This is a genomic window from Bosea sp. NBC_00550, assembly GCF_026020075.1.
Taxonomy (GTDB): Bacteria; Pseudomonadota; Alphaproteobacteria; order Rhizobiales; family Beijerinckiaceae; genus Allobosea.
In genome coordinates this window covers 2697633-2719367 of record NZ_CP102772.1, presented here as the reverse complement: position 1 = coordinate 2719367, position 21735 = coordinate 2697633, and the positions used below count along the sequence as shown (strand labels likewise).

22 protein-coding genes and 1 pseudogene are annotated in these 21735 nt (G+C 65.4%); 10 read left to right on the top strand and 13 right to left on the bottom strand.

The window, feature by feature from the left end:
* Nucleotides 1–42 precede the first annotated feature (42 nt).
* The 4 genes from NWE53_RS30030 to NWE53_RS13010 form a co-directional block, all read right to left on the bottom strand.
* Nucleotides 43–339, bottom strand: coding sequence for an HNH endonuclease (locus tag NWE53_RS30030; RefSeq protein WP_442865011.1), 297 nt, complete (start codon nt 337–339; stop codon nt 43–45).
* Between the two features lie 293 nt (nt 340–632).
* Nucleotides 633–1529, bottom strand: a complete 897-nt coding sequence (locus NWE53_RS13020; protein ID WP_265054677.1) for a PfkB family carbohydrate kinase — start codon at nt 1527–1529, stop codon at nt 633–635.
* Nucleotides 1526–2380, bottom strand: a complete 855-nt coding sequence (locus NWE53_RS13015; protein WP_265054676.1) for a BtpA/SgcQ family protein — start codon at nt 2378–2380, stop codon at nt 1526–1528. The genes NWE53_RS13020 and NWE53_RS13015 overlap by 4 nt, the downstream gene beginning before the upstream one ends.
* Before the next feature lie 3 nt (nt 2381–2383).
* Complete coding sequence (locus tag NWE53_RS13010; protein ID WP_265054675.1) at nt 2384–3613, bottom strand: carbohydrate kinase family protein; 1230 nt, start codon at nt 3611–3613, stop codon at nt 2384–2386.
* A 145-nt stretch (nt 3614–3758) separates the two neighbouring features.
* On the opposite strand from NWE53_RS13010, the gene NWE53_RS13005 reads away from it, so the two are divergent.
* The 4 genes from NWE53_RS13005 to NWE53_RS12990 all read left to right on the top strand — a co-directional run bounded on the left by NWE53_RS13005 (nt 3759) and on the right by NWE53_RS12990 (nt 7978).
* Entirely contained in the window at nt 3759–4700 is a 942-nt protein-coding gene (locus tag NWE53_RS13005; protein WP_265054674.1) for an ABC transporter permease, read from the top strand.
* On the top strand, nt 4697–5569 hold the full coding sequence (locus tag NWE53_RS13000; RefSeq protein WP_265054673.1) for an ABC transporter permease: 873 nt from the start codon (nt 4697–4699) through the stop codon (nt 5567–5569). Before NWE53_RS13005 ends, NWE53_RS13000 begins: the two co-directional genes overlap by 4 nt.
* A 56-nt stretch (nt 5570–5625) precedes the next feature.
* Nucleotides 5626–7137: an ABC transporter substrate-binding protein gene (locus NWE53_RS12995; RefSeq protein ID WP_265054672.1), complete on the top strand. Its 1512-nt coding sequence runs from the start codon at nt 5626–5628 to the stop codon at nt 7135–7137.
* Nucleotides 7138–7207: 70 nt separating this feature from the next.
* Nucleotides 7208–7978 carry a glutamine amidotransferase gene (locus NWE53_RS12990; protein ID WP_442865010.1) on the top strand — a complete coding sequence of 257 codons (771 nt, stop codon included), beginning with the start codon at nt 7208–7210 and terminating at the stop codon, nt 7976–7978.
* Nucleotides 7979–7984: 6 nt separating this feature from the next.
* Here NWE53_RS12990 and hpxZ read toward each other — a convergent pair whose 3' ends face one another.
* A complete protein-coding gene (gene hpxZ, locus NWE53_RS12985) occupies nt 7985–8371 on the bottom strand; it encodes an oxalurate catabolism protein HpxZ (RefSeq protein WP_265054670.1) in 387 nt (128 codons plus the stop codon).
* A gap of 27 nt (nt 8372–8398) precedes the next feature.
* Nucleotides 8399–9013: a gamma-glutamyltransferase gene (locus NWE53_RS12980; RefSeq protein ID WP_442865009.1), complete on the bottom strand. Its 615-nt coding sequence runs from the start codon at nt 9011–9013 to the stop codon at nt 8399–8401.
* On the opposite strand from NWE53_RS12980, the gene NWE53_RS30025 reads away from it, so the two are divergent.
* Nucleotides 8906–9412 (top strand): ABC transporter substrate-binding protein, encoded by a 507-nt coding sequence (locus NWE53_RS30025; protein ID WP_442865028.1) that lies wholly within the window; start codon nt 8906–8908, stop codon nt 9410–9412. The genes NWE53_RS12980 and NWE53_RS30025 overlap by 108 nt on opposite strands.
* A 440-nt stretch (nt 9413–9852) precedes the next feature.
* Here the strand turns inward: NWE53_RS30025 and NWE53_RS12965 are convergent, their stop codons facing one another.
* Genes NWE53_RS12965 through NWE53_RS12945 form a run of 5 tightly spaced genes read right to left on the bottom strand, consistent with a single transcriptional unit; the run spans nt 9853 to nt 15069 of the window.
* Nucleotides 9853–10680, bottom strand: a complete 828-nt coding sequence (locus tag NWE53_RS12965; RefSeq protein WP_265054668.1) for an ABC transporter permease — start codon at nt 10678–10680, stop codon at nt 9853–9855.
* Nucleotides 10677–11540: an ABC transporter permease gene (locus NWE53_RS12960; RefSeq protein WP_265054667.1), complete on the bottom strand. Its 864-nt coding sequence runs from the start codon at nt 11538–11540 to the stop codon at nt 10677–10679. The genes NWE53_RS12965 and NWE53_RS12960 overlap by 4 nt, the downstream gene beginning before the upstream one ends.
* A 1-nt stretch (nt 11541) precedes the next feature.
* Nucleotides 11542–12621: an ABC transporter ATP-binding protein gene (locus tag NWE53_RS12955; RefSeq protein WP_265054666.1), complete on the bottom strand. Its 1080-nt coding sequence runs from the start codon at nt 12619–12621 to the stop codon at nt 11542–11544.
* Nucleotides 12622–12629: 8 nt separating this feature from the next.
* The gene (locus tag NWE53_RS12950) at nt 12630–13703 is read right to left on the bottom strand and encodes an ABC transporter substrate-binding protein (protein WP_265054665.1); all 1074 of its coding nucleotides are present in this window, start codon (nt 13701–13703) and stop codon (nt 12630–12632) included.
* Between the two features lie 49 nt (nt 13704–13752).
* Nucleotides 13753–15069 carry an NAD(P)/FAD-dependent oxidoreductase gene (locus NWE53_RS12945; protein WP_265054664.1) on the bottom strand — a complete coding sequence of 439 codons (1317 nt, stop codon included), beginning with the start codon at nt 15067–15069 and terminating at the stop codon, nt 13753–13755.
* 102 nt (nt 15070–15171) lie between these two features.
* Here NWE53_RS12945 and NWE53_RS12940 point away from each other — a divergent pair, with 102 nt between their 5' ends.
* Complete coding sequence (locus NWE53_RS12940; protein WP_265054663.1) at nt 15172–15972, top strand: FadR/GntR family transcriptional regulator; 801 nt, start codon at nt 15172–15174, stop codon at nt 15970–15972.
* Nucleotides 15973–15977: 5 nt separating this feature from the next.
* On the top strand, nt 15978–17036 hold the full coding sequence (locus NWE53_RS12935; RefSeq protein WP_265054662.1) for a dipeptidase: 1059 nt from the start codon (nt 15978–15980) through the stop codon (nt 17034–17036).
* Nucleotides 17037–17470: 434 nt separating this feature from the next.
* Here the strand turns inward: NWE53_RS12935 and NWE53_RS12930 are convergent, their stop codons facing one another.
* Together NWE53_RS12930 and NWE53_RS12925 are read right to left on the bottom strand one after the other, a co-directional pair.
* A complete protein-coding gene (locus tag NWE53_RS12930) occupies nt 17471–18058 on the bottom strand; it encodes a transposase (protein WP_442865027.1) in 588 nt (195 codons plus the stop codon).
* Between the two features lie 6 nt (nt 18059–18064).
* Nucleotides 18065–18466: pseudogene (locus tag NWE53_RS12925) on the bottom strand (IS6 family transposase); the annotation flags it as partial.
* A 244-nt stretch (nt 18467–18710) separates the two neighbouring features.
* Here NWE53_RS12925 and NWE53_RS12920 point away from each other — a divergent pair.
* From NWE53_RS12920 to NWE53_RS12910, 3 genes are read left to right on the top strand one after another with little or no spacing between them, the layout of a single operon-like run.
* The gene (locus NWE53_RS12920; protein WP_265054661.1) at nt 18711–19688 is read left to right on the top strand and encodes an ABC transporter permease; all 978 of its coding nucleotides are present in this window, start codon (nt 18711–18713) and stop codon (nt 19686–19688) included.
* The gene (locus tag NWE53_RS12915) at nt 19685–20680 is read left to right on the top strand and encodes an ABC transporter permease (RefSeq protein ID WP_265054660.1); all 996 of its coding nucleotides are present in this window, start codon (nt 19685–19687) and stop codon (nt 20678–20680) included. Before NWE53_RS12920 ends, NWE53_RS12915 begins: the two co-directional genes overlap by 4 nt.
* A 16-nt stretch (nt 20681–20696) precedes the next feature.
* Nucleotides 20697–21674 (top strand): ABC transporter ATP-binding protein, encoded by a 978-nt coding sequence (locus NWE53_RS12910; protein ID WP_265054659.1) that lies wholly within the window; start codon nt 20697–20699, stop codon nt 21672–21674.
* The last annotated feature ends 61 nt before the right edge of the window (nt 21675–21735 follow it).

Sequence of the window (21735 nt, the reverse complement as noted above, 5' to 3'; positions counted from 1 at the left end):
GTTCACAGGAGCGGGATGCCGGTCGGATCTATCAAGCAGGGGTTACAAGACCGTGCGATCAATGGAAAGCCTCACGCCGTCGATGGACACGTTCCAGTCCCCCGCATTTTCCTCAACGACTTCGAAATCGCCGTAGTGCGCCTGACGGTGATGATTTGGGCAGAGCACCATAATGTTTTGCTCTCCTAGTGAACCTGCAATTAGCTTTGACACCGGTTGGACATGATGAGCCTCGGCGTAACGCGAGCCATCCCGCTTTGCGAAAGTATGAGGGTGGAGCCCGGTCGCCTCACAGATTTGACACCGATGCCCGCGCGCTACCTTAACCTTGTCGCCCATGGGGCCGCGCTCGATGAACCGGCTTATTCGCTCTCTGACCACAGGATCGAGGTTTCCCGCCTGTCGTTCAAGCGTCGCGACACCTTCCGAATTTCCCGCCAATCGCCTTGCGTTCAGCCACAAATCCCTGTGGATCTCACCGCGACCCCGTGGAAAACATTAGGCCATGCACGAAATGCAAATCGAGGGCTACATGTAGTCGTCCATCGATCCCTCATAAGCTGTTGGTGCCGGAGCGGCTTGGCCAGTCGCACCGGCTGGCGGAAGGAAGATCGTTCGGAAGGGCGAACCGGTCAGCCTGTGCCGAGGAGAAGCTGCGAGAGCTCCGCTGCTGTCGGGAAAGATGCGCTGGTTCCGTGCCGCGTTACCGAGAGCGAGGCAGCGGTGAGGGCGACATCTAAAGCCTTGTCGATCGCCAGGCCGCAGACCAGTCCTGCAGCCAGGATTCCGACCGTGACGTCGCCGGCACCTGAGGTATCGACCACCCCGACTGGTCCGATCGGAAACAGTCTTACGCCCGATCGATCGGCAAGAATGGCGTGATAGGCTCCTCGCGTCACGATAACGGTTCCCGCGCCTGCCTCGATAAGCCGCAGTGCCGCCGCCTCGTTTCTCAGGGATGTCAGTCGTTCCACTTCGCCGGCATTGGCCACGACGATGTCGACCTGGCTCGCGAGTTCCCGCTGATCCCAGGCGATCGGCGCGGTGTTGAAGATGGTTCGCGCACCTGCCGCCCGTGCAGCCCGATGCGCGGCATGGGTCGTGGCCTCCCCGAGATTGCCTTGCAGGAGAAGCACATCGCCGGGGCCCAGGGTAGAGGCCGCGGCTTCGGCCGATTCCGGCGCCAAGGATCGCGCACTCGCGGCCGTGCTGACGATGGCGTTCTCGCCGCTCGCCGCAATCGAGACGATTGACAGGTCCGTCGGGTGCGTAGACGCCACCCACTCGACCGCGAGCAACTCGCCGGCCAATGCGGCATCGAGGAACCGCCCGTCCTGGTCGTCTCCGATGGAGGCGACGAGCGTTGTCGAGACGCCCAGGCGGCTCGCCGCAAGAGCTTGGTTCAAGCCCTTGCCGCCCGGGCAGCGAAAGGCTTGATCGGCAAGCACCGTCTCGCCCGGCGCTGGTAGCTCTGCGACCGACAGGATCAGATCGACGGTCGCGTTGCCGATGACGAGGACGCGGTTCACGCGCCACCTTTCGCGCGAATCTTACCGACCACCGCCATGAAATGAGTGACGCGCTCGGGATCGACCTCGTTCCACCACCCGCCTTCATGCTTCAGCGAGCTGGCGACGATGACCGCGTCGGCGAAACCGAAGATCGCCTCGACATTCTCGGTCGTCACGCCGCTGCCGACCAGGACCGGCAGCTTCGTAGCGTTGCGGACGGTCTCGAGTTGATCGAGTTTCGCGCTGTCGCCGGTGCGCTGGCCGGTGACGATGACGGCGTCGGCGTCGAAGAACTCGCTGTCGCGGGTCAGCTCTTCGAGCGTCCTGTCGGCCGTGATGGCGTGGGCGCCGTGCTTGACCTGTACGTCGCTGAAGATCGCGACATCCCTTGCCCGCAGCCAGGCGCGGTAGCGGCTCGCCTCCCCGGCCTTGCCCTCCATGAAGCCCTCATTGGCCACATAGGCGTTGGCCCATTGGTTGACGCGGACGAAGGCAGCGCCCGACGCCTTGGCCACGGCCAACGCCTGGATGGCGCCATTGGCCAACACGTTGATGCCGATCGGCAATCGGCTCACTTGCACGACGCGATGGCTCATCACAGCCATGGTCGCAGCCGTTTCGGGGCCGAGTTCGTCGGGCTTGGCGAAGGGGATGTCGCCATGGTTCTCGACGATCAGCCCATCGACGCCGCCATCGCGATAACGCAGCGCCTCGGCCTCCGCGTGGGCGTAGATGCGCTCGATCGGATCGCCGTCGTAATGCGGCGAGCCCGGAAGTGGAAGCGAATGAATCACGCCGATGACAGCTTTTCGCCGCCCGAACAGGCGCTGGATCGCGTTCTGCTTCTCACGATAGATCGACCGCGACACAGCCTATGCTCCGATTTCTTGCAGATGTAATGGCAAAAGGGCGGGATCGCCGGCGCGGCTGATCAGATCGCCGGCCGTGGGTCGTATCTCCTGGGCGCCGAAGCGCGTCACGGCGAGACTGCCGGCGACGCAGGCGAGGCTGCCGGCCTCGCGTGGCGAAACGCCATTCAGCCAGGCGGCCAGGAATACGCCGACGAAGGCGTCGCCGGCGCCGGTCGTATCGACGACGGGAACGGTGATGGCCGTCACGCGATCGATCCGCCCGTCGCGCGTCAGGATCGCCGCACCGTCGGAACCGAGCGTGATGACGACGATCTCCGGCCAGAGATCGGCTTTTGTCGCGCGGTCGGCGAGATGGCTTAGCCCCGCCTCCGGCTCTATCGGGCAGCCGGGAATGAATGCGAGGGATTCGCGATGCAGGACGACGACGTCGAAGGCTGCGAAGATCGTCACGGCATGTTGCGCAAGCCAATCCGTGGCAAGCCCCGTCGCCTGCATGCTGGTTCGGAAGCCGCGCGCGCGGGCAGCGGCCATCATGCCGATCTGGCGCGGCACCTGATAGCCTTCGAGATGCAGGCACCAGCGCATGCCGGCGGGGTCGGTCGCCTCGATGAAGCGCTGGACATCGACCTCGGCCAGGCGCGACGGCTCGTTGATGATGGTGCGTCTGCCGTCGGCCTCGACCATCACGATGGCGCGGACCAGACGGCCGGCCCGGCGATCGGGCGGGACGATCAAATCGACGCGGCGGTCGGCCAGCTCGGCCGCCGCCCAGTCGCTCTCCTGGTCGACGCCGATCGCGGTGATCAGCGAGGCCGCTATGGGGAAGGGCGCGGCGAGATTAGCGGCGATGGCGGCGACATTGGCCGCCGGTCCGCCGATCGACTTAATGATCGCACGCGACAGGCGCCGTTCCTCCCGCTGCGGCAGCCGGTCGAGGCAGGCGAAATAATCGACGCTGACATAGCCGACCGTGGTCAGGCGCGGAACGCCGGCATCGAGCCTGGCATCGGGATCGGTCATGCGTTTGCGAGAGGTCAGGGCGCGCGCCGATTCCGCCGGATGGAAGCCGAGATCGGCGATCGCACGCTCGACCTTGCGCCGCGTCTCCGGAGCAACCGGGACCCGACCGTTGATCACGTTCGAGACCGTTCCCTTCGACACACCGGCACTCTGCGCGACGTGGTCGATCGTGGCATTGCGCTGGCGTCCCGAAGCGCTCTCGTTGCTCATGTGGCCCAGCCACCGTCAGCCATGGGCAACCCGCCCCGATGCATGGGGCGGCGCGAAACCTGCATGGACGCAATCATTGACAGATGCATGGTCGGCGGGAAGTATCACGCCGATTGAACCGGTTCAATACCAACACTGAGAAGCCATGTTCGTTGTCCTGACGCGTCTGCTCAGCCTGTTGCCAGTCCTGTTCGGGACGTCGCTGGTGTCGTTTTTCCTAATCAGGCTCGTGCCCGGCGACCCGGCGCTGGCGCTGCTCGGACTCGAGGCGGACGCGGCGGCTATCGCCGCGCTCAGGCAGAAGCTCGCGCTCGACCAGCCGCTCGTGGTTCAGTACCTCTCTTGGCTCGGCAACGTCGTCACCGGCGATTTCGGGCGCTCGATCCAGGGCGGGCGCGAGGTGTTCCCCCTGATGATCGGAGCGCTTGGCCCGACCGCGCTTCTTGCCTTTGCCGCGGTGCTGATCTCGCTGGCGATCGCGCTGCCGGCAGGCATCATTGCCGCCACGAGGCGCAACAGCGCCAGCGATTATCTGGCCTCCCTATTGGCGCTTTGCGGGCTCTCGATGCCGAGTTTTTGGCTGGGTATCCTGCTGATCCTTTGCCTGTCGATCTGGCTGCCGATCCTGCCGTCATCGGGCTACGCCTCGCCGCTGGCAGCGCCAGGCGACTTCCTGCGACATCTTGTGCTGCCGGCGCTGACGCTGGGTGCGGCGCTCGCCGCCGCCACGATGCGCATGACGCGGGCGACGATGCTCGAGGTGCTGCGCAGCGACTATGTCCGCACCGCAAAGGCCAAGGGACTGGCCGAATCCGCCGTTGTGCTGGGCCATGCCCTGCCGAACGCGCAGATCCCGATCATCACTCTGATCGGCATCCAGATCGGCCAACTGCTCGGCGGCGTCGTGATCACCGAGACGGTTTTCTCCTGGCCCGGCATCGGCAAGCTGACCGTCGATGCTATCTTCGCCCGCGACTATCCCGTGGTGCAGGGCGCCGTGCTGCTGACCGCCGTGCTGTTCGTGCTGATCAACTTCATCACCGACCTGATCTACACGCTGGTCGATCCGCGCGTGAGGGTCAGTTGAGCCAGGCGCCCACCCTGGTGCTTACGTCCACGCCGCGCGGGCTGGCGAGAAAGCTTGTCGCCGATCCGCGTTCTGCCACGGGGGTCGTGCTCGTCGGGCTCGCCTTGGTGATGGCGCTCGCTGCGCCGCTGATCGCGACGCATGACCCCAACATTCCCGACTTCATCGCGACGCTCTCGCCGCCCTCGGCCGAGCATCTCTTCGGCACCGACGATCTCGGACGCGATACCTTCTCGCGCGTCATCTATGGCGCGCGCGCGTCGATCCTCGTCGGCGTGCTCAGCGTCGCCGCGGCGTTCATCCTGGGGACGGCAACAGGGCTCGTCGCCGGCTTCTTCGGCGGATGGATCGATGCGCTGATGATGCGCGTGATGGACGTGATCTTCGCGTTTCCGAGCATTCTGCTCGCCCTGGCCATCACCGCCGTGCTCGGCCCGAGCCTGACCAATGCCGTGCTTGCGATCGCGGTGGTCAATCTGCCCGTCTTCGCCCGGATCGCGCGGGCGCAGACGCTGATCGTCGCCCGGCTCGATTTCGTCGAGGCCAGCCGGGCGCTCGGCGCGGGCACGGCGCGAATTCTGTTCCGCACCATCCTGCCCAACATCATGACGCCGGTCATCGTGCAGGGCTCGCTGCTCTTCGCCTCAGCGATCATCACCGAAGCCTATCTCTCGTTCCTGGGGCTCGGCGTTCAGCCGCCGACGCCGACCTGGGGAAACATGTTACGCAATGCCATCGGCTTCCTCGATCTGGCGCCGTGGCTGGCCTGTTTCCCGGGTCTGGCGATCTTCCTGATCGTGCTCGGCTTCAACCTGCTGGGCGACGGGCTGAGGGACAAACTCGACCCGCGCGACGCAGGGCCGACCTAGCCAAAAAAGCCGGCCGTAGAACTTGCCAACAGGGCACTAACCAGAGGACCACCATCATGACGACCACACTTTCCCGCCGCGCCCTGATCGCTTCGCTTGCGGCCACGCCCGCCGCGCTCTCGTCGGGGCTTGGTTTTGCCCAGAGCCCGCGCACGCTGACGATCGGCGTGGTCTCCGACCCGGTGACGCTCGACCCGGCGCTGATGGCCTCGTTCTTCGAACTAGCCGTGGCGTTCAACCTGCACGAGCCGCTGCTGCACATGACGCCGGACATGAAGATCGAGCCCGGCCTCGCCAGCGCCGAGCAGGTCGACCCCGTGGCCTACCGCTTCACTCTGAAGCCGGGCTTGACCTTCCATGACGGCACGGCGCTCGACGCCGCGGCGGTGAAGGCGAATTTCGAGCGCATGCTCGACCCGGCGACCGCCTCGCCGCGCCGGACCGAACTCGGGCCGATCGACACGATCGAAATAGCCGGGCCGCAGAGCTTCACGATCAAGCTCAAGGTGCCCTATGCGCCGTTCCTGCAGGTTGTCGCGGTCCGCGCGGGCATGATGGTCTCGCCGACGGCGGTGAAGGCGCTCGGCGCTGATTTCTCCGCAAAGGCGGTCGGTGCCGGCCCCTACAAATTCGTGTCCTGGACTAAGAATTCCGAGCTGGTGCTGGAGCGCTTCGCCGGCTACTGGCGCGGCCCGGCCTCGATCGAGCGGCTGGTTTTCCGCCCGATCCCCGACGAGACGGTGCGGCTTGCCAATTTGCGCTCGGGCACGATCCAGCTCGTCGATGGCGTGCCGGCGCAGGCGGTTGCTCAATTGTCGCGCGAGGCCAGTGTCACGCTGAAACAGTCGCCGGGCCTGGGCTTCAACGCGTTCTCGCTCAACTGCACGCGCGCACCCTTCGACAATCCGGCCGTGCGGCGCGCCTTCGTGACCGCGATCGATCCGCAGACTGTACTGCGCGCGGTCTATTTCGGCACCGGCAACGTCGCTTATGGCGCGATCCCTCCCTCGATCGGCTGGGCCTATGATCCTGCCTTCGCACCCTATAAGCCCGGCAGCGATGCGGCGAAGAAGCTGCTGGCCGAGGCTAACATCAGCGGACCCGTGCCGGTCTCGATCACCGTGACGAACTCCCCGGCGCAGGTCCGCACCGCGGAGATCCTGCAGGCGCAGGCCAATCAGGCCGGCTTCAAGGTTGAGATCAAGCAGATCGATTCCACCAGCCTCATCACGGTGCTCAGGCAGAAGGATTTCGACCTGTGCATGTCGCCATGGTCGGGCCGGACCGATCCGGACGGCAACATGTTTAACTACTTCACAAAGACCGGCCCGAACAATTTCGCGGGCTACCACAGCGACAAGGTTACGCAGCTTCTCGAACAGGCCCGCGCACTGACGGTCGAAGCGGAGCGCGCCAAGATCTACCGCGAGGCGCAGAACCTCATCGCGCAGGATGCGCCGATGCTGTTCCTCGCGTTCCCGGCGACGCTGCAGGCCTCCGTCAAGGCGCTCGACTGGGTGCAGTACCCGGACGGCAATTTCCAGCTCCAGTTCGCCAAGCTTTCCTGAGCGCGGCACCGGCTTGGTCGCTGCCGGCCCTGTGCCGGCGGCTTATCCGGCACGACGAGGCATGAGTGACATGACCAAGAAAATCCTGCTGGCCGGCGAGAGCTGGACCTCGACCGCGACCCATATCAAGGGCTGGGACCAGTTCCCCTCGGTGACGCATCATCGCGGCGCCGACGATTTCCTGAAGGTGCTGGCCGGCCCGAACTTCGATTTCACCTATATGCTCTGCCATGAGGCGGCCGAGAGCTTCCCAACAAGCGCCGAGGAACTGGCGCAATACGACGCGATAATCCTCAGCGACATCGGCGCCAACACACTGTTGCTGCCGCCTGCAGTCTGGATCCAGTCGAAGCGCTTCCCCAACCGGCTGAAGGCGATCCGCGACTATGTGCTCGGCGGGGGCGGCCTTATCATGGTCGGCGGCTACTACAGCTTCCAGGGCATCAACGGCGCGGCGCGCTACTGCAAGACGCCGGTGGAGGCGGTGCTGCCCGTGACGATGCACCCCTATGACGACCGCATCGAGATGCCCGAGGGCATCGAACCCGTCGCGACAGCGTCGGCGCAGAGTCACCCAGTCATGGCTGGCCTTGGCGGATCGCTCCCCTACATCCTCGGCATCAACGAGGTCATGGCCAGGCCGGGGGCCGACGTCTTGCTGAGCATGCCGGAGGAGGAGGGCGGCCATCCGCTGCTCGTCTGCGGCACGGCCGGCAAGGGGCGCAGCGCGGCTTGGACGACGGATATCGGACCGCATTGGCTGCCGAACGACTTCCTGCAGGCACCGATGTTCCGGACGATGTGGCTGAACCTACTTGGCTGGGTCGCTCGCAGCGGCTGAGCCCGCTTAGACGGTGAGGCCAAGAAGGCTGGCATGTGCCGAGGCGATGCGCCAGCCATCAGGAGTGCGGATCAGTGTCTTGGTCTCGCGCCCCGGAAGCGCCTCGCCCTCGCGTTGGTATTCGGTGTTGGCGGTCGCGACATCGCGGCCATAGGTCGTGATGATGGTGTCGACCAGCACGCGCCGGAACCGTCCGAGCTTGCCGCTACGACGGAAATGCGAGATCGCCCGCCAGCCGCGCAGGTTCTCGCCGACGCCGTAGCGCGTGGTCAGGGCGCTGTTCCAGAACAGTTCCTCCATCACGGGGATGTCATTTTCCTTCAGGGCGCGCTCATAGCGATCGAACACGGCGCGAACCTCCGCGACGACCTCGGGAATATTGATCTCCAGCATGGGATCCAGCTCCGGCAGCGTGCGGTCTCAGGCGGCGAGCGCAATTCCGTCCTTGCGATGATCGGAGGCGCCGTACATGACGCCCCGGTCGTGGTCGACATAAACGATCTGGCAACCGCCGAGCGGCTCGTCTGCCCAGACGGTACGATGACCGCGTGCCGCCAGATCATCGGCGACGGTAGCTGAAATCGTCGGCTCCAGCGACAGATTGCCATCGAAGACGAAGCAGCGCGGCGCGTCCGACGCCTGCTGGTTATCGAGGCCGCGATCGAGCAGCCCGGTCAGAATCTGCAAATGTCCGGTCGCCTGGTATTGGCCACCCATGACGCCCACCGCCCTGACCGGCTTTCCGCCCTTTGCCAGCAATCCGGGGATGATCGTGGGGAACGGCCGCTTGCTTGGTGCGATCGGTCTTGCACGGTTGGGAGCGCGCTGGGCGTCCATGTCGAGGCGCTCAAGCACATCTTCGACACGCTGGTGCGCTCGAACGAGAAACTGCAGGTCGAGCCCAATCTGGCCGAGTCGTGGAAGGCCATCGATGCCACGACCTGGGAGTTCAAGCTGCGCAAGGGCGTCAAGTTCCATGACGGCTCCGACTTCACCGCCGAAGACGTGACCGACGACAGCGGCCGGATTAGCCATCCCCGAACTCGCCGCCCTGATGGCGCAGGAGAAGCCGATCGCCGACTGGGAACGCCCGCTGTTCGACGCGATGCGCTCGGGCGTTGCCGGCAAGGATCCCAACGGCTTCATCCCCGGGCTGGCGCCGCAATTCCCGTTCGAGGCTTTCAAAGAGGAGATGGCGCCAGCCGATCTGCTGCAACGCTACATGTATGGCGCCTCCTTCAACATCAGCGGATTGCGCAGCGGCTATACCGGGCCTGGCACCAAGTCCTTCCTGCTGCCCGACACGGCGACCGCGACTTGCGATCTGCGCGTGATCAGCGAGGTTGGCGCGCAGGACATCATCGCGATCATCCGCCGCCATCTCGATTTGGCCGGTGTCCTGGACATTGCGATCAGGGTGATGGCGGCCTATGACTGGTATGAGACCTCTGTCGAATCCAGCCTGATCCGCGCCACGCTGGCGACGCTCGATGCCTATGACTGCCCCCGCACGATCCGGTGCAGGGTTTCGGCGGCCCTTGGGCGCATTTCGCCAAGGTCCTCGGCATCCCCTCACTGCAGGGCGGCTCTCCGGGCCATGGCGCGCGCTTGGCGACCAGCGATGAGTTCTTGGTGGTCGAGGGCGATGTCGATCTGATCTATGCTTTTGCAGCCGAAGCGTAGCTGGTGACGGCACAATGATCGAGCGCTTCATCCCAAACTTGATCTTTGCGCCGACGTCCGCTTTTGGGCCGGGAGCTAATGTCCGGTTGGGGCGCCAATTGCCCGTCCGAAATGATGGTTGGCATCAATTGGGTTCCGGAACTGGACTCCCCGACAGACTGCTAGCCAGAGCGCTAGTCAGCGCTATTCGGCTAACGCCGCGAGCTTGAGCCGGGCATGACGATGTCGAGCCCAGTCAGTTTGCGCATCGCGACGACAAAGCCGGCCGACAGCAGAAGCACGATCGTGGAGATCGCCAGCACCGTCGGATCGTAGTCGAACTGCAGGGTCTGGAAGATCTCGACCGGCAGGGGCGCCGTGCCGCCGCTGACCAGGAATACACTGACCGGCACGTCGCCGAAGGAGACGATGAAGGCGAAGAAGAAGCCGGAGAACAATCCGGGCTTCAGTGCCGGGACGGTGATGCGCCGGAGCACCCGCCACTCGGTGGCGCCCGCGATGCGCGCAGCATTCTCGTTACGGTCGAGATCGGCCGTGATGACGGAGCCGATCGCGCCGACCGCGTAGGGGACGCAGAAGAAGAGATGGGCGATCACGAGGCCCCAGAAGCGGCCGACGAGATCTAATCCCATCGCCTCCGCCAAGATATTGTAGAACTGCAGGAAGACCACGCCCGTGACAACGAAGGGGATCTGCAGCGGCAGGTTGAAATAGGTCGTCAGCCAGGCATTGCCGCGGGCCGAGCCGCGGGCGATGCCGAGCGCCGCCAGTGTGCCGAGCAGGGTCGAGAGCGCAGCCGCCGAGAGCGCCATCGCGAAGCTCAGCGCCAGCGAGAGCCAATATTTCTGTGGGATCGCCAGATACCAGCGCAGCGACAGGCTCTCGGGCGGGAAGCGGATATAGGCCGAGGCGCTGCCGTCGAGCGAAGCGGCCGCGATGACGAGGAGCGGCGCTACCATGAACAGATAGGTCGCGCAGGCGATAAGGCCGAAGAGGAGGCGGCTGGCCCGTCCGCTCATGCCGCGGCCCTTCGCAGGCGCGAGGCGCCGGTGGGCGAGCGCCGCAGCGTCGCCACCGCGACGTTGATGGCGAAGACACCAAGGGAGAGCAGCACGGCGAGCGCAGCCGCGACCGGATAGTCGACGTCCAGCACGATCTTGCGCTGGATCAGCACCGGAACAGTCAGCACATTGCCGCCGCCGAGCAGAACCGCCGAGGTGAAAGCGCCCATATTCATGTTGAAGGCGATCAGCCCGGCCGTGATGACGCCGTTGAGCGAGAGCGGGAGCAGGACGCGGCGGATCAGCCGCCAGTCGCTCGCGCCGCCGACGGCCGCCGCCTCCTCCAGCGCGCGCGGGATGGTCTGGATCACACCGAAGAGCAGCATCACGAGCAGCGGCAGGCTGTACTGGACGAGGCCGACGGCGACTGCGAACTCGTTGTGCAGCATCGAGGCCGCCGAGCCCGTGAGCGCGCGGAGCAACGCTGCTATCGGCCCCTGCGAGCCCATCAGCACCGTGAGTCCCAGCACCTTGACGATGATGCTGACGAAGGCAGTGATCAGGAGCAGGACGATCAGCGCACGGACGAAGCCCGAGCGGCTGCGGGCCAGCACATAGGCGGTAGGATAGGCGATGCAGAGGCCGATCAGTGCAGCGGCGGCCGAGAGCCGCGTCGTGCGCCAGAAGACGCCGAGATAGAACGGGTCGGTCAGGATGTCGGTGTAGTTGCGGAGCGACGGCCTGTCGCCGACGAGACCCATGCCGAGATTCTCGTAGAAGCTCTGCCGCAGGAAGAAGAACAGCGGCAGCACGAACAGGACGAGCGAGACCAGCAAGGCCGCGAGCAGCGCCAGATCGTAGGAGCGATGGTTGCCCATCTCAGCTGGTGCGTTCGCTGGCAGGGAAGCAGGCGACGTCACGCCGCGCGAAGCCGAGCATCAGCCTGCCGTTCTCGGGCAGGTTGGCGAGATCGGCCCGGCCGGCCTTGAGGATGATTTCCTCCTGACCGTCGAGTTCCAGCATGATGTCGACGCTGTCGCCGAGGAAGCTGCGGCGCAGGACGCGGGCCTCGACTGCGTTGTCGAGATCGGCCCGGCCGGCGTGCAGGTTCTCGGGCCGCACGACGCAGGTCACCTTGGCCTTGGCGGCAACTCCCGCGGGAGCTGCGGTACGGATCAGGCAGCCACCGCCGAGCCTGATCTGGGCCTCGCCACCTTCCAGCCGCTCGACCACGCCCTGGAACTTATTAGAGCGGCCGATGAAGTCGGCGATGAAGAGGCTGGCCGGGCGATGGTAGAGGGCCTCGGCCGTGCCCGCCTGCTCGATGACGCCGCCATTCATCACCACGATCCGGTCGGCCAGCATCATCGCTTCTTGCTGGTCATGGGTGACGAAGATGGTGGTGATGCCGACGCTGCGCTGGATGCGGGCGAATTCGCGCTGCATCTCCTCGCGCAACTTCTGGTCGAGAGCACCGAGCGGCTCGTCCATCAGCAGCACAGCCGGCTCGTAGGCCAGCGCGCGGGCGAGCGCGACGCGCTGCTGCTGGCCGCCCGAGAGTTCGGAGGGATAACGCCCGGCCAGATGCTCCATGCGGATCATCGCCAGCATGGCCTCGACCCGTGCGGCGCGCTGCGCTGCCGGCGCGCGCCTTTCCTCCAAGCCGAAGGCGATGTTGCCGGCGACCGTCATGTTCGGGAACAGCGCATAGTCCTGGAAGACCATGCCGAGATTGCGCAGGCGTGGCGGCTTGCGGTTCACCACCTCCACGCCCATACGAATCTCGCCAGTACTCGGCTCGATGAAGCCGGCGATCATCCGGAGGGTCGTCGTCTTGCCGCAGCCGGAGGGACCGAGGAGGACGACGAGCTCACCCTCCTCGATCGTGAGGTCAACGCCGCGCACGACATCGATTTGGCCGTAGCGCTTCACCACCTTGTCGAGCGTGACGTTGGTCATCTTGTCGATCAGCCGCGCAGGATGTCCCGCGCCCAGGCGTTACGCCATTCCGCGAGCTTCACCTTGGCGAAGTCGACGACGAAGAGATTGTCGAGCTCCGCGTCGCCGAGCATCAGCACGCCCTTGTTCTCCGGATCATCCGCCATGCCCTTGATCGCGGCCCGGTTGATCGGGAGAACGCCGGTCGCCTTGGCGTGGGCGAGCTGGGTCGCCGGGTCGAGATAGGCGTTGACGAAGGTCTCAGCCAGCGCCTCGTTCTTGGTGCCGCGCACGATGTGGTGCAGCACCGGCCAGAGCGAGCCCTTCTTGGTGCCGAAGCTCGGGTAGCTAATCGAAAGCGGCACGTTGTTACGGCGCAGACGCACCACGAAGCCGGCATGCCACGGCGCCGCCCAGACCTCGCCAGCCGCCATCTTGGTCGAGAGTTCGGTCGAAGCCGAATAGAAATAGGCCGGCTTGATCTTGTTGACGAGCGGGATCGCCTTGAGGAGGTCGGCCTCGGTTGCCCCAGCCTCATAGGCGAGGCCGGCCACGGCATTCCAGTGCTGGGTATGGGTGATGTCGGGGAATGCGACCTTGCCGGCGAGCTTCGGATTGCCGAGGTCGCTATAGGTCTTCGGCGGCTCGAGCCCGAGCTCCTTGAACTTCTCGTGATTGTAGATGATGCCGTCCATGCTGCCGAGGGTCATCACGTAGTTCTTGGCCTTGGCGAAGTCCGGCAGTGCCTTGGCGTTCGGCAGCTTGTCGTAGTTGAGGTCGGCGACGAAACGGTCTGCCGCCATCAGCTGCACCAGCTCGAGCCCGCTCTCCATCGTGTCGAATGGTGCATTGCCGCCGCGGGCGGCGACGAGCTTGGCGAGGTTTCCTTGCGGGGTGTCGACGACGTAGTCGACGGTGCCGCCCGCCTTGCGGACGCTCTCGCCGACCAGCTTATCTAGCGAATCGCGCCAGGAGCCACCCCAGGTCGCGACCTTGATGCTGCCGGCGGCCTGCGCCCGCGCCATGCCGGCCGGGCCGGCTGCCGCGAGGGCTCCGGCCGCGAGCAGCAGGCTGCGGCGGTCGATCCGGTTGAGCTTCTCCATGATTCCGTTCTCCCCTGTGTTGTTGACGGACGGCTTCGAGCGCCTCGGCCTAGAGGGCCTTCTTGGCGCTGTGGACGATGCCCTCGGCGAAGCGCGACAGCCGGAAGGGCGAGAGGTCGAGCGAAGGGCGGCCATCGGCGATCCATTCGCTCAGCTGCTTGCCGATCGAGGGCCCGAGCGCAAAGCCATGGCCGCTGAAGCCGGCCGCAATGAACAGGCCCGGCGCAGTGGCAGGACGGTCGATGATCGGGATCGCATCGGGCGTGAGGTCGAGCCGGCCGGCCCAGCTCCGTTCAAGCCCGACGCCGCCCAGATGCGGGAAGAGCTCGTTGAGGCGCGTGAGGTTATGCGCGACCTTGCGGTCGTTGGCGGAAGGCTCGGGCAGAGCCTGCACCGAAGCCTCGCGGCTCAGCTTCGCCCTGAGCTGGTGAATGAAATCCGGGCCGATGGTCAGCCGCATCAGCCGCCAGTTGAGGCGGTAGGCCGGCAGGAAATGGCGGGCGCTGCGCAGCGAATCGATGGTCAGCTCATAGTCGACGCCGACGCCGCGATAGCCGTTGCCGATGACGAAGCTGCCGTCGCCGCGCGGACGGAAGGCGACCCGCGGCGTCCACATCGCGACCTGCGTGAAGGGGACTGCTGGCAGCGTCTGGCCGACAGAGGATTTGACGATCTGGATCGGCAGCTCGAGCTTGAGCTGCGACGCCAGCGCCGGCGCGCCAACGCCGTTGGCGAGCAGCACGATCGGCGCGTTCCAGATGCCGGCCTTCGTCACGAGGCCGCTGACCGAGCCTGCACTCGTCTCGACTGCGAGCACCGGCGTGTTCTCGTGGATGGTGGCGCCGGCCGCCTTCGCCGCCGCCGCAATGGTCCGCGTCGAAAGGGCGGGTTCGCCATGGGCGTCGGCGGCGGTGTAGAGACCGCTGCGCCATTTGCCGGCGAATTGCGGCACCAGTTCGCAGATGCCGGCTGCGTCCAAGATGCGGCTGTCGAGGCCATATTTGGCCGCTGTCTCATGGCCAGCGACGACGACACGCTCCTCATCCGCTTCCGTCTCGGCCGGCACGAGAATGCCGCCGCGGGTGAAGCCGGTAGCGGGTTGGCCGTGCAGCGAAGTCAATTCGGTCCAGAGGCCGTTGGCCTCCGCCGCGAGCGGCACCTCGGCCTCGTGGCGGCCCTGCTGTCGGATGAAGCCCCAGGCGCGACTCGACTGTTCCGAAGCAATGGCCCCGCGCTCGAAGAGCGCGACCTTGATGCCGCGCTGGGCGAGCCGCAGCGCCGTCGCTGCGCCCATGATGCCGCCACCGACAATTGCCACCTCGACCGAATTCGCGCCACCAGACATCGGCATTCCAGGCTGAACCATTTAGACCATTCTAATTCTGCACGGCTCGAACCAGCTTGCAAGAACCGATTTTCAGTCTAGACTTGACGTCACTTTGGGCCAATTGGTGCAAAATGGGGCAGCATGACGGTGACCGATGGACCTGCCATCCCGGGAATCTGGGCGACGCTGAACTCGGCCGGCGTCGACAAGCGCCAGATCACCGCCGCGATCGAGGCCGCGATCCGGGACGGCAGCCTGCCGGCCGGCGAGCGGCTGCCGACGGAGCGCGCCATCGCCGATGCCTCGGGGCTGTCCCGCAACACGGTGCGCGATGCGCTGGCGCGGCTAGTCGATCGCGGCCTCATCGCGCGGCAAGTCGGGCGCGGCACCTTCGTGGTCGGCCCGGCCCCGTCCACGGCTGCGCGCGGCGGGGCGATGCCGGCGGAGTTCGGCAAGATCGTTCCCTCGCCGCGCGAGCTCGTCGAGTTCCGCAGCGAATGCGAGCCGGTGCTCGCCTCGCTGATCGTGATGAACGCTTCCGACCATGAACTCGCGGAGATCGAGGCGCTCGCTCTCGCCGGTCGCCGCGCGACGCTCTGGCATGATTGCGAGGCCGTCGATTCCGAGTTCCACGGGCGCCTCTATGCCGCCACGCGCAATCCCGTATTCCAGGAGATCGGCCGCTACATGGTGGCGGCCCGGCGCAGCCAGGCCTGGCTCTCGCTGAAGCAGCAGACCTTCGGCCTCGATCGCTGGCAACGCTACCAGGCGGAACACGAGCAGATCGTCGTCCTGCTGCTCCGTCGCGACGCACGCACGGCGCAGGATGCTCTGAGGGCGCATCTCGGCCGTGTCCAGGGCTGGGTCGCCGACCGCTCCGATCTCGACCAGAAACTGCGTCAGGACCGCGGCGACCTCGTGATGGATGGAACGACGGGATAATGGCGATGGATGAGGCGGCCCTCCGGCAACGGGCGAGCGAGGTGCACGCCTCCGCCACCCTGATCGATACGCAGGGTGTCGGCGTGCTGTTGCCGCATGTGCATCTGGCGCAGCCGGAATTCGAAGGCCGTTCACATATCGACCGGGCGCTGGCCGGCGGCCTCACTGCCATGAACACGACGATCGGCGTCGGCGGCATCGCCTCGGGCGTCGACGATCTGCGCGCCCTACTCAACGCGATGTATGGCTACCAGGTCTATTTCCGCCTGCACGCCGACAAGCTCATTCAGATCGAGACAGTCGCCGAAATCGAGACCGCCAAGCGGACGGGCAGGCTCGGCATCATCTTCGGGGTGCAGAACATTGCGCCGAAGATCGACGGCGACCTGACTCTGCTGTGGAACCTCCACAAGCTGGGGCTCCGGGTCGCGCAGTTCACGCATAACGACCGGAATGCGCTGGGCTGCGGCTGCCTGGAGGATGACGACACCGGCTTGACCCAGTTCGGCAAGGCGGCGGTCATGGAAATGAACCGCATCGGCCTGCTCGTCGACCTTGCTCATGGCGGGATGAAGACCGCGCTCGATGCGATCAACTATTCCGAGACCCCGATCATTATCTCCCACGCCAATGCGCGGGGGCTGACCCCTCATCGCCGAAACGCGACGGATGAGGTGATCCGCGCGCTCGCCACGCGCGGCGGCGTGATCGGCGTCACCTTCTATTCGCCGTTCTGCCAGGCGGTAGGCGGCGGGCGTCCGACCGTCGCGAATGTCGTCGATCACATCGCCTATATCGCCGATCTGGTCGGCATCGATCATGTCGGGCTCGGCTCCGATCAATTCGAGTCGGAATCGGAGGTTCGTTACGCCGCTTTCGGGGCGCAGTTCGCCGATACGCAACGCGGCTTCTCGCGCGAGACCGTCTATGCCGAAGGGCTGGAACGAGTGGAGTGCCTGCCGAGCCTCACCGCCGAGCTCGCGAAGCGCGGCTTCGCGGACGAAGACATCCGCAAGATCCTCGGGGACAACCATCTGCGCCTGTTCGCCAGCGTCTGGAAATAGCAGGCGCTTTGCCGATCGGGTTCGGCGCTCCGCGATCAACGTCGTTGGCGCGAACCGATACGGGGCGCAAAAGGCGGGTGTCCTCGCGCACAAATCCGCTCGCCTGAATTGCCTTGCCTATCCGGAGGCGCTTCCAGCGACAGTCGCTTGGCTCGTTGCATATAATCGAGCGCCAAATCGACGCGCTCGTCGCGAATGTCCGCTTCTCTAATCGGGCAGTCGGGTCAAGCTCGGATTGCACCTCTGTGCCGGGGTCTCGTTCACGCGGGTCACGCTGGTGGCTTCTGTCGGGCCAAGCCGCTGCACGCATGCATCGGATTAGGTCTGGAGAGCCTCGCTTATGGACGCGCTTTGAAGCGCAGCAGACATTTTCGGCTTCATCCATCCCGTCGTCCACGTGGGACGATCCCGGCCAGGATCGCTGAAAGCTGTAATCAGGTCATGCTGCAGCCTCCGATCCTAGGCGGAAGTCGGTACCGTCGACCCACATGCGATGGAGCACGACCGCAATCTTGCGCGCGACCGCCACGATGGCGCGCCGGCGGCCCTTCATCTTCATCAACCGCACACCCCAAGCCTTGAGGCTCGACCAAGCGATCGAGCGCATCAGCATGGCGTTTGCGGCAGCGTGAGCGTCGCGCGGACGTCGCGTCACCGGCATGCGAGATCCGGCCTGTATTGTCCGTTTCGCCAGACTGAAAGCGTCGCGGCGTCAGGCCGAAATGGGCCCCGACCGTCCGAGAGTTCTTGAAGCGGGCGGGATCGTCCACCGCGGCCTTGAAGCTGAGGGCGGTTATCTCGCCAACGCCCGGCACGGTCATGAAGCGCCGACAGATCGTGTCTTCGCGCGCGGCCCGCTTCACTTGCCGATCGAGTTCGATGAAGGTCTCCAAGAGATCGCCCGCCAGCATCGGCAGGAGCGCATGGCTGAGCGCCGGGTCGGTCTCGATCGTCTCACGAACAGCCGCATCGAAAGCCCCTCGGCAGGGTCGGAGAGGCAGGACGACGCCGAAGATCCGCAACAGGCCCCGACGGGGCGCACAGCCCTGCTTCCTGAGAAGGCGCCTCAGAAGGCGCCGCCCTGCCTTGGTGTCACGTCGCGCCTGCACGATCTCATCGAGGACATAGCCGTCCTGATCGACCGCCCGCCAGAGCCAGTTCTTCTTTCCGGCGATGGTGACGACGACCTCGTCGAGATGCCAGAGGCCGCGGCGGCTCGGCCTCTTGCGCTTAAGGCGGCGGGCGTAATCCCGCCCGAACTTCATCGCCCAGCGCCGCACCGTCTCGAAGGAGACGGAAATGCCGCGCTCCAGAAGCATCTCCTCCACCAGGCGAAGGCTCAGGGGAAAGCGGAAATACAGCCACACCGCATGGGCGATGATTGCCCGAGGGAACCGATGGCGCTTGTAGCCGATGGTCGGCAGGGTCATGCACGCTCACCTACACGGCTTGCCGCAATGCCGGAGTTAACGTGACAACGCCCCTTCGCGACCTGCTGAGCCCTCAATCCGCGAATTTCCTCAGAGAGCTGGACGATCCGCTTGCGCAGTTGAGCCGAGCCAACTTGACGACAGCCAGTCCGGTTTCCTAGCCCGGAAGCGGGTTGGCACGATTATTGTACGACTCTTTTTGCAACAAAAACGGTTGCCGCCGCTGGTTGTAGGGTTTTCCGGGATGATTGCGTTCCTGTCGCGCCGTCTGCTGCAGAGCGCCTTCGTACTGTTTGCGATGTCGGTGCTTGTCTTCATCGGCATCTTCGCCATCGGCAACCCAGTCGATGTGTTGATCGCGCCGGAGGCGACGCAGGCCGACCGTCAGCGCATCATCGAATCGCTCGGCCTCGATCGCTCGCTGATCGAACAATATGTCAGCTTCGTCCAGGGCGTCATCGGCGGCGATTTTGGCAAGAGCTTCGTCTTCAAAATCTCCGCCATCAGCCTGATCCTCGATCGACTTCCCGCCACGCTGGAACTCGCGGTTACAGCGATGATCTTTTCGGTGCTGGTCGGGCTTCCGCTGGGCATGCTCGCCGGCATGTACCCCGACAGCCTGCTCGGGCGCTCGATCATGGCCGGCTCGATCCTCGGCTTCTCGATGCCGACATTTTGGGTCGGGCTCATCCTGATCATGGTGTTCGCCGTGCATCTCGGCTGGCTGCCCTCGACGGGACGGGGCGAGACCGTGACGATGCTCGGCATCAAATGGAGCTTCCTGACGCGTGACGGACTCGCGCATCTCGTCCTGCCGGCCTTCAACCTGGCCCTGTTCAAGATCTCGCTCGTAATCCGCCTGACCCGCGCCGGCATGCGTGACGCGCTCGCAAGCGATTATGTCCGCTACGCCATCGCTAAGGGGCTCTACCCTCGCCGCGTCGTCATGGTGCATGCGCTCAAGAACATCCTAATCCCACTGGTGACGGTTCTTGGGCTGGAATTCGGTTCCGTCATCGCCTTCGCCATCGTCACCGAGACTATCTTCGCCTGGCCGGGCACCGGCAAGCTGATCATCGAGTCGATCAACTCGCTCGATCGCCCGGTGATCGTGGCCTACCTCATGGTCATCGTGCTGATGTTCGTCACGATCAACCTTATTGTCGACATTACCTACTCCATCCTCGATCCGCGCATCCGCCTCGGCGGAGCGTCCTCATGAACCGGATCGTGGCGGCACAGGAGCCCGCGACGCCCATTGCCGGCCCGCTCGATGCAAGCGAGGCCGCAACCATACCGGCGCCTGCTACGCCGGCGAAGGCTCGCATCGAAGGCAAGCCGGAGACGCCCTGGCAGCAGGCAGGGCGCGATTTCGTCGCAAATCCCTTCGCCATCGTCGGAGCGGTTCTGCTGAGCCTGCTGCTGCTGGCGGCAATCTTCGCCGAGAGCCTAGCCCCGACCAATCCCTACGACCTGACCAAGCTCGATCTGATGGATGCGCTGCAGCTGCCGGGGTCGCAGAACATCGACGGTTCGGTGACCTTCCTGCTCGGCACGGACGGGCAGGGCCGCGACATGCTCAGCGCCATGCTCTACGGGCTTCGCACTTCGATCCTCGTCGGCGTGATGTCCGGCGTGCTCGCGCTCGGCTTCGGTACCATGGTCGGCATCGTGGCCGCCTATTTCGGCGGCTGGGTCGACTCGATGGTGATGCGCATCGTCGATCTGCAACTGTCCTTTCCGAGCATCCTCGTCGCCATGGTGCTGCTGGCGGTGCTCGGTCAGGGCGTCGACAAGATCATCCTCGCCCTCGTGATCGTGCAGTGGGCCTACTACGCCCGCACCGTTCGCAGCGCAGCGCTGGTCGAGCGCTCGAAAGAATATGTCGAGGCGGCGATTTGCCTCGGAATCGGCAAGGGGCCGGTGATGTTCCGGCACATGATGCGGAACTGCTTCCCGCCGCTGATCGTGGTCGCGACGGTGCAGGTCGGCAGCGCGATCTCGCTGGAAGCGACGCTCTCGTTCCTGGGGTTGGGGCTGCCTGTGACGAAACCCTCGCTCGGGCTTCTAATCTCGAACGGCTTCGCCTTTCTGATGAGCGGCAAGTACTGGATCAGCCTGTATCCCGGCGTACTGCTGCTGCTGACGATCGTCGCGATCAACCTCGTCGGCGACCATCTGCGGGACATCCTCAACCCGCGTCTCAAGCGCTGACCGAGAAGGGAACGTCGTGGAGCCCATTCTCTCGGTGAAGGACCTCCGGACGGAGTTCAGGACGCGCTCGGGTGTGGCGAAGGCCGTCAACGGCGTCAGCTTCGACGTGATGCCGGGCAAGGTCCTCGGGCTCGTCGGAGAGTCGGGCTCAGGCAAGTCTGTAACGGGCTTCTCCCTGATCGGCCTCGTCGATCCGCCGGGCCGGATCGTCGGCGGCAGCGTCCGCTATGGCGGCCGCGAGCTGGTCGGCCTGCGCCAGTCCGAGCTGCGGGCGCTGCGCGGCCGGCAGATCGCGATGATCTTCCAGGACCCGATGATGACCCTAAATCCGGTCCTCAAGATCGGCACGCAGATGATCGAGGCCGTGCTCGCCCATGACCCCGTGGGCAAGCAGGCGGCCCGCGAGCGCGCCCGGGCCGCGCTGGGCAAGGTCGGCATCGCCTCACCGGACGAGCGTCTCGACGCATATCCGCACCAGTTCTCCGGTGGCATGCGCCAGCGCGTCGCCATCGCGATCGCGTTCTTGCATCGGCCTGGCCTGATCATCGCCGACGAGCCGACCACGGCGCTCGACGTGACAATCCAGAGCCAGATCCTCTCGGAGATGCAGACCCTGGCGCGCGAGGAGCGCACAGCCGTCATCTGGATCTCGCATGATTTGTCGATCGTGTCGGGCCTCGCCGACCATGTCGCGGTGATGTATGCCGGCCGGATCGTCGAGCACGGGCCCGTCGCCGATGTGCTGACCCGTCCGCTCCACCCCTATTCGCGTGGGCTGATCGCGTCGGTGCCGGGCTCGCAGATGCGTGGTCGCCGTCTGGCACAGATCAACGGCATGGCGCCCTCGCTGCTCGATCTGCCGGCGGGCTGCGCCTTCCTCAGCCGCTGCACCTGGGCGATCGACGCCTGCGCGATCGAGCCGCCGGCCGTCGCGCTTGCGGCCGGACGAATGGTCCGTTGCATCCTGCCCCGGCAGGGGGGCGTCGCGGCATGAGCATGGCGCGGTCACAGCAACGCGACGATGTACTGGAGCCGGCGCGCTCGGTCGGCGGCAC

Coding starts and splice junctions, on each gene's coding strand:
- NWE53_RS12920 (WP_265054661.1), top strand. CDS start 18,711: ATGATTGCGTTCCTGTCGCGCCGTCTGCTGCAGAGCGCCTTCGTACTG.
- NWE53_RS30030 (WP_442865011.1), bottom strand. CDS start 339: ATGGGCGACAAGGTTAAGGTAGCGCGCGGGCATCGGTGTCAAATCTGT.
- NWE53_RS12960 (WP_265054667.1), bottom strand. CDS start 11,540: ATGGGCAACCATCGCTCCTACGATCTGGCGCTGCTCGCGGCCTTGCTG.
- NWE53_RS12965 (WP_265054668.1), bottom strand. CDS start 10,680: ATGAGCGGACGGGCCAGCCGCCTCCTCTTCGGCCTTATCGCCTGCGCG.
- NWE53_RS12940 (WP_265054663.1), top strand. CDS start 15,172: ATGACGGTGACCGATGGACCTGCCATCCCGGGAATCTGGGCGACGCTG.
- hpxZ (WP_265054670.1), bottom strand. CDS start 8,371: ATGCTGGAGATCAATATTCCCGAGGTCGTCGCGGAGGTTCGCGCCGTG.
- NWE53_RS12935 (WP_265054662.1), top strand. CDS start 15,978: ATGGATGAGGCGGCCCTCCGGCAACGGGCGAGCGAGGTGCACGCCTCC.
- NWE53_RS13010 (WP_265054675.1), bottom strand. CDS start 3,613: ATGAGCAACGAGAGCGCTTCGGGACGCCAGCGCAATGCCACGATCGAC.
- NWE53_RS12995 (WP_265054672.1), top strand. CDS start 5,626: ATGACGACCACACTTTCCCGCCGCGCCCTGATCGCTTCGCTTGCGGCC.
- NWE53_RS12980 (WP_442865009.1), bottom strand. CDS start 9,013: ATGGCTAATCCGGCCGCTGTCGTCGGTCACGTCTTCGGCGGTGAAGTC.
- NWE53_RS12955 (WP_265054666.1), bottom strand. CDS start 12,621: ATGACCAACGTCACGCTCGACAAGGTGGTGAAGCGCTACGGCCAAATC.
- NWE53_RS12990 (WP_442865010.1), top strand. CDS start 7,208: ATGACCAAGAAAATCCTGCTGGCCGGCGAGAGCTGGACCTCGACCGCG.
- NWE53_RS12950 (WP_265054665.1), bottom strand. CDS start 13,703: ATGGAGAAGCTCAACCGGATCGACCGCCGCAGCCTGCTGCTCGCGGCC.
- NWE53_RS13005 (WP_265054674.1), top strand. CDS start 3,759: ATGTTCGTTGTCCTGACGCGTCTGCTCAGCCTGTTGCCAGTCCTGTTC.
- NWE53_RS12915 (WP_265054660.1), top strand. CDS start 19,685: ATGAACCGGATCGTGGCGGCACAGGAGCCCGCGACGCCCATTGCCGGC.
- NWE53_RS12945 (WP_265054664.1), bottom strand. CDS start 15,069: ATGGTTCAGCCTGGAATGCCGATGTCTGGTGGCGCGAATTCGGTCGAG.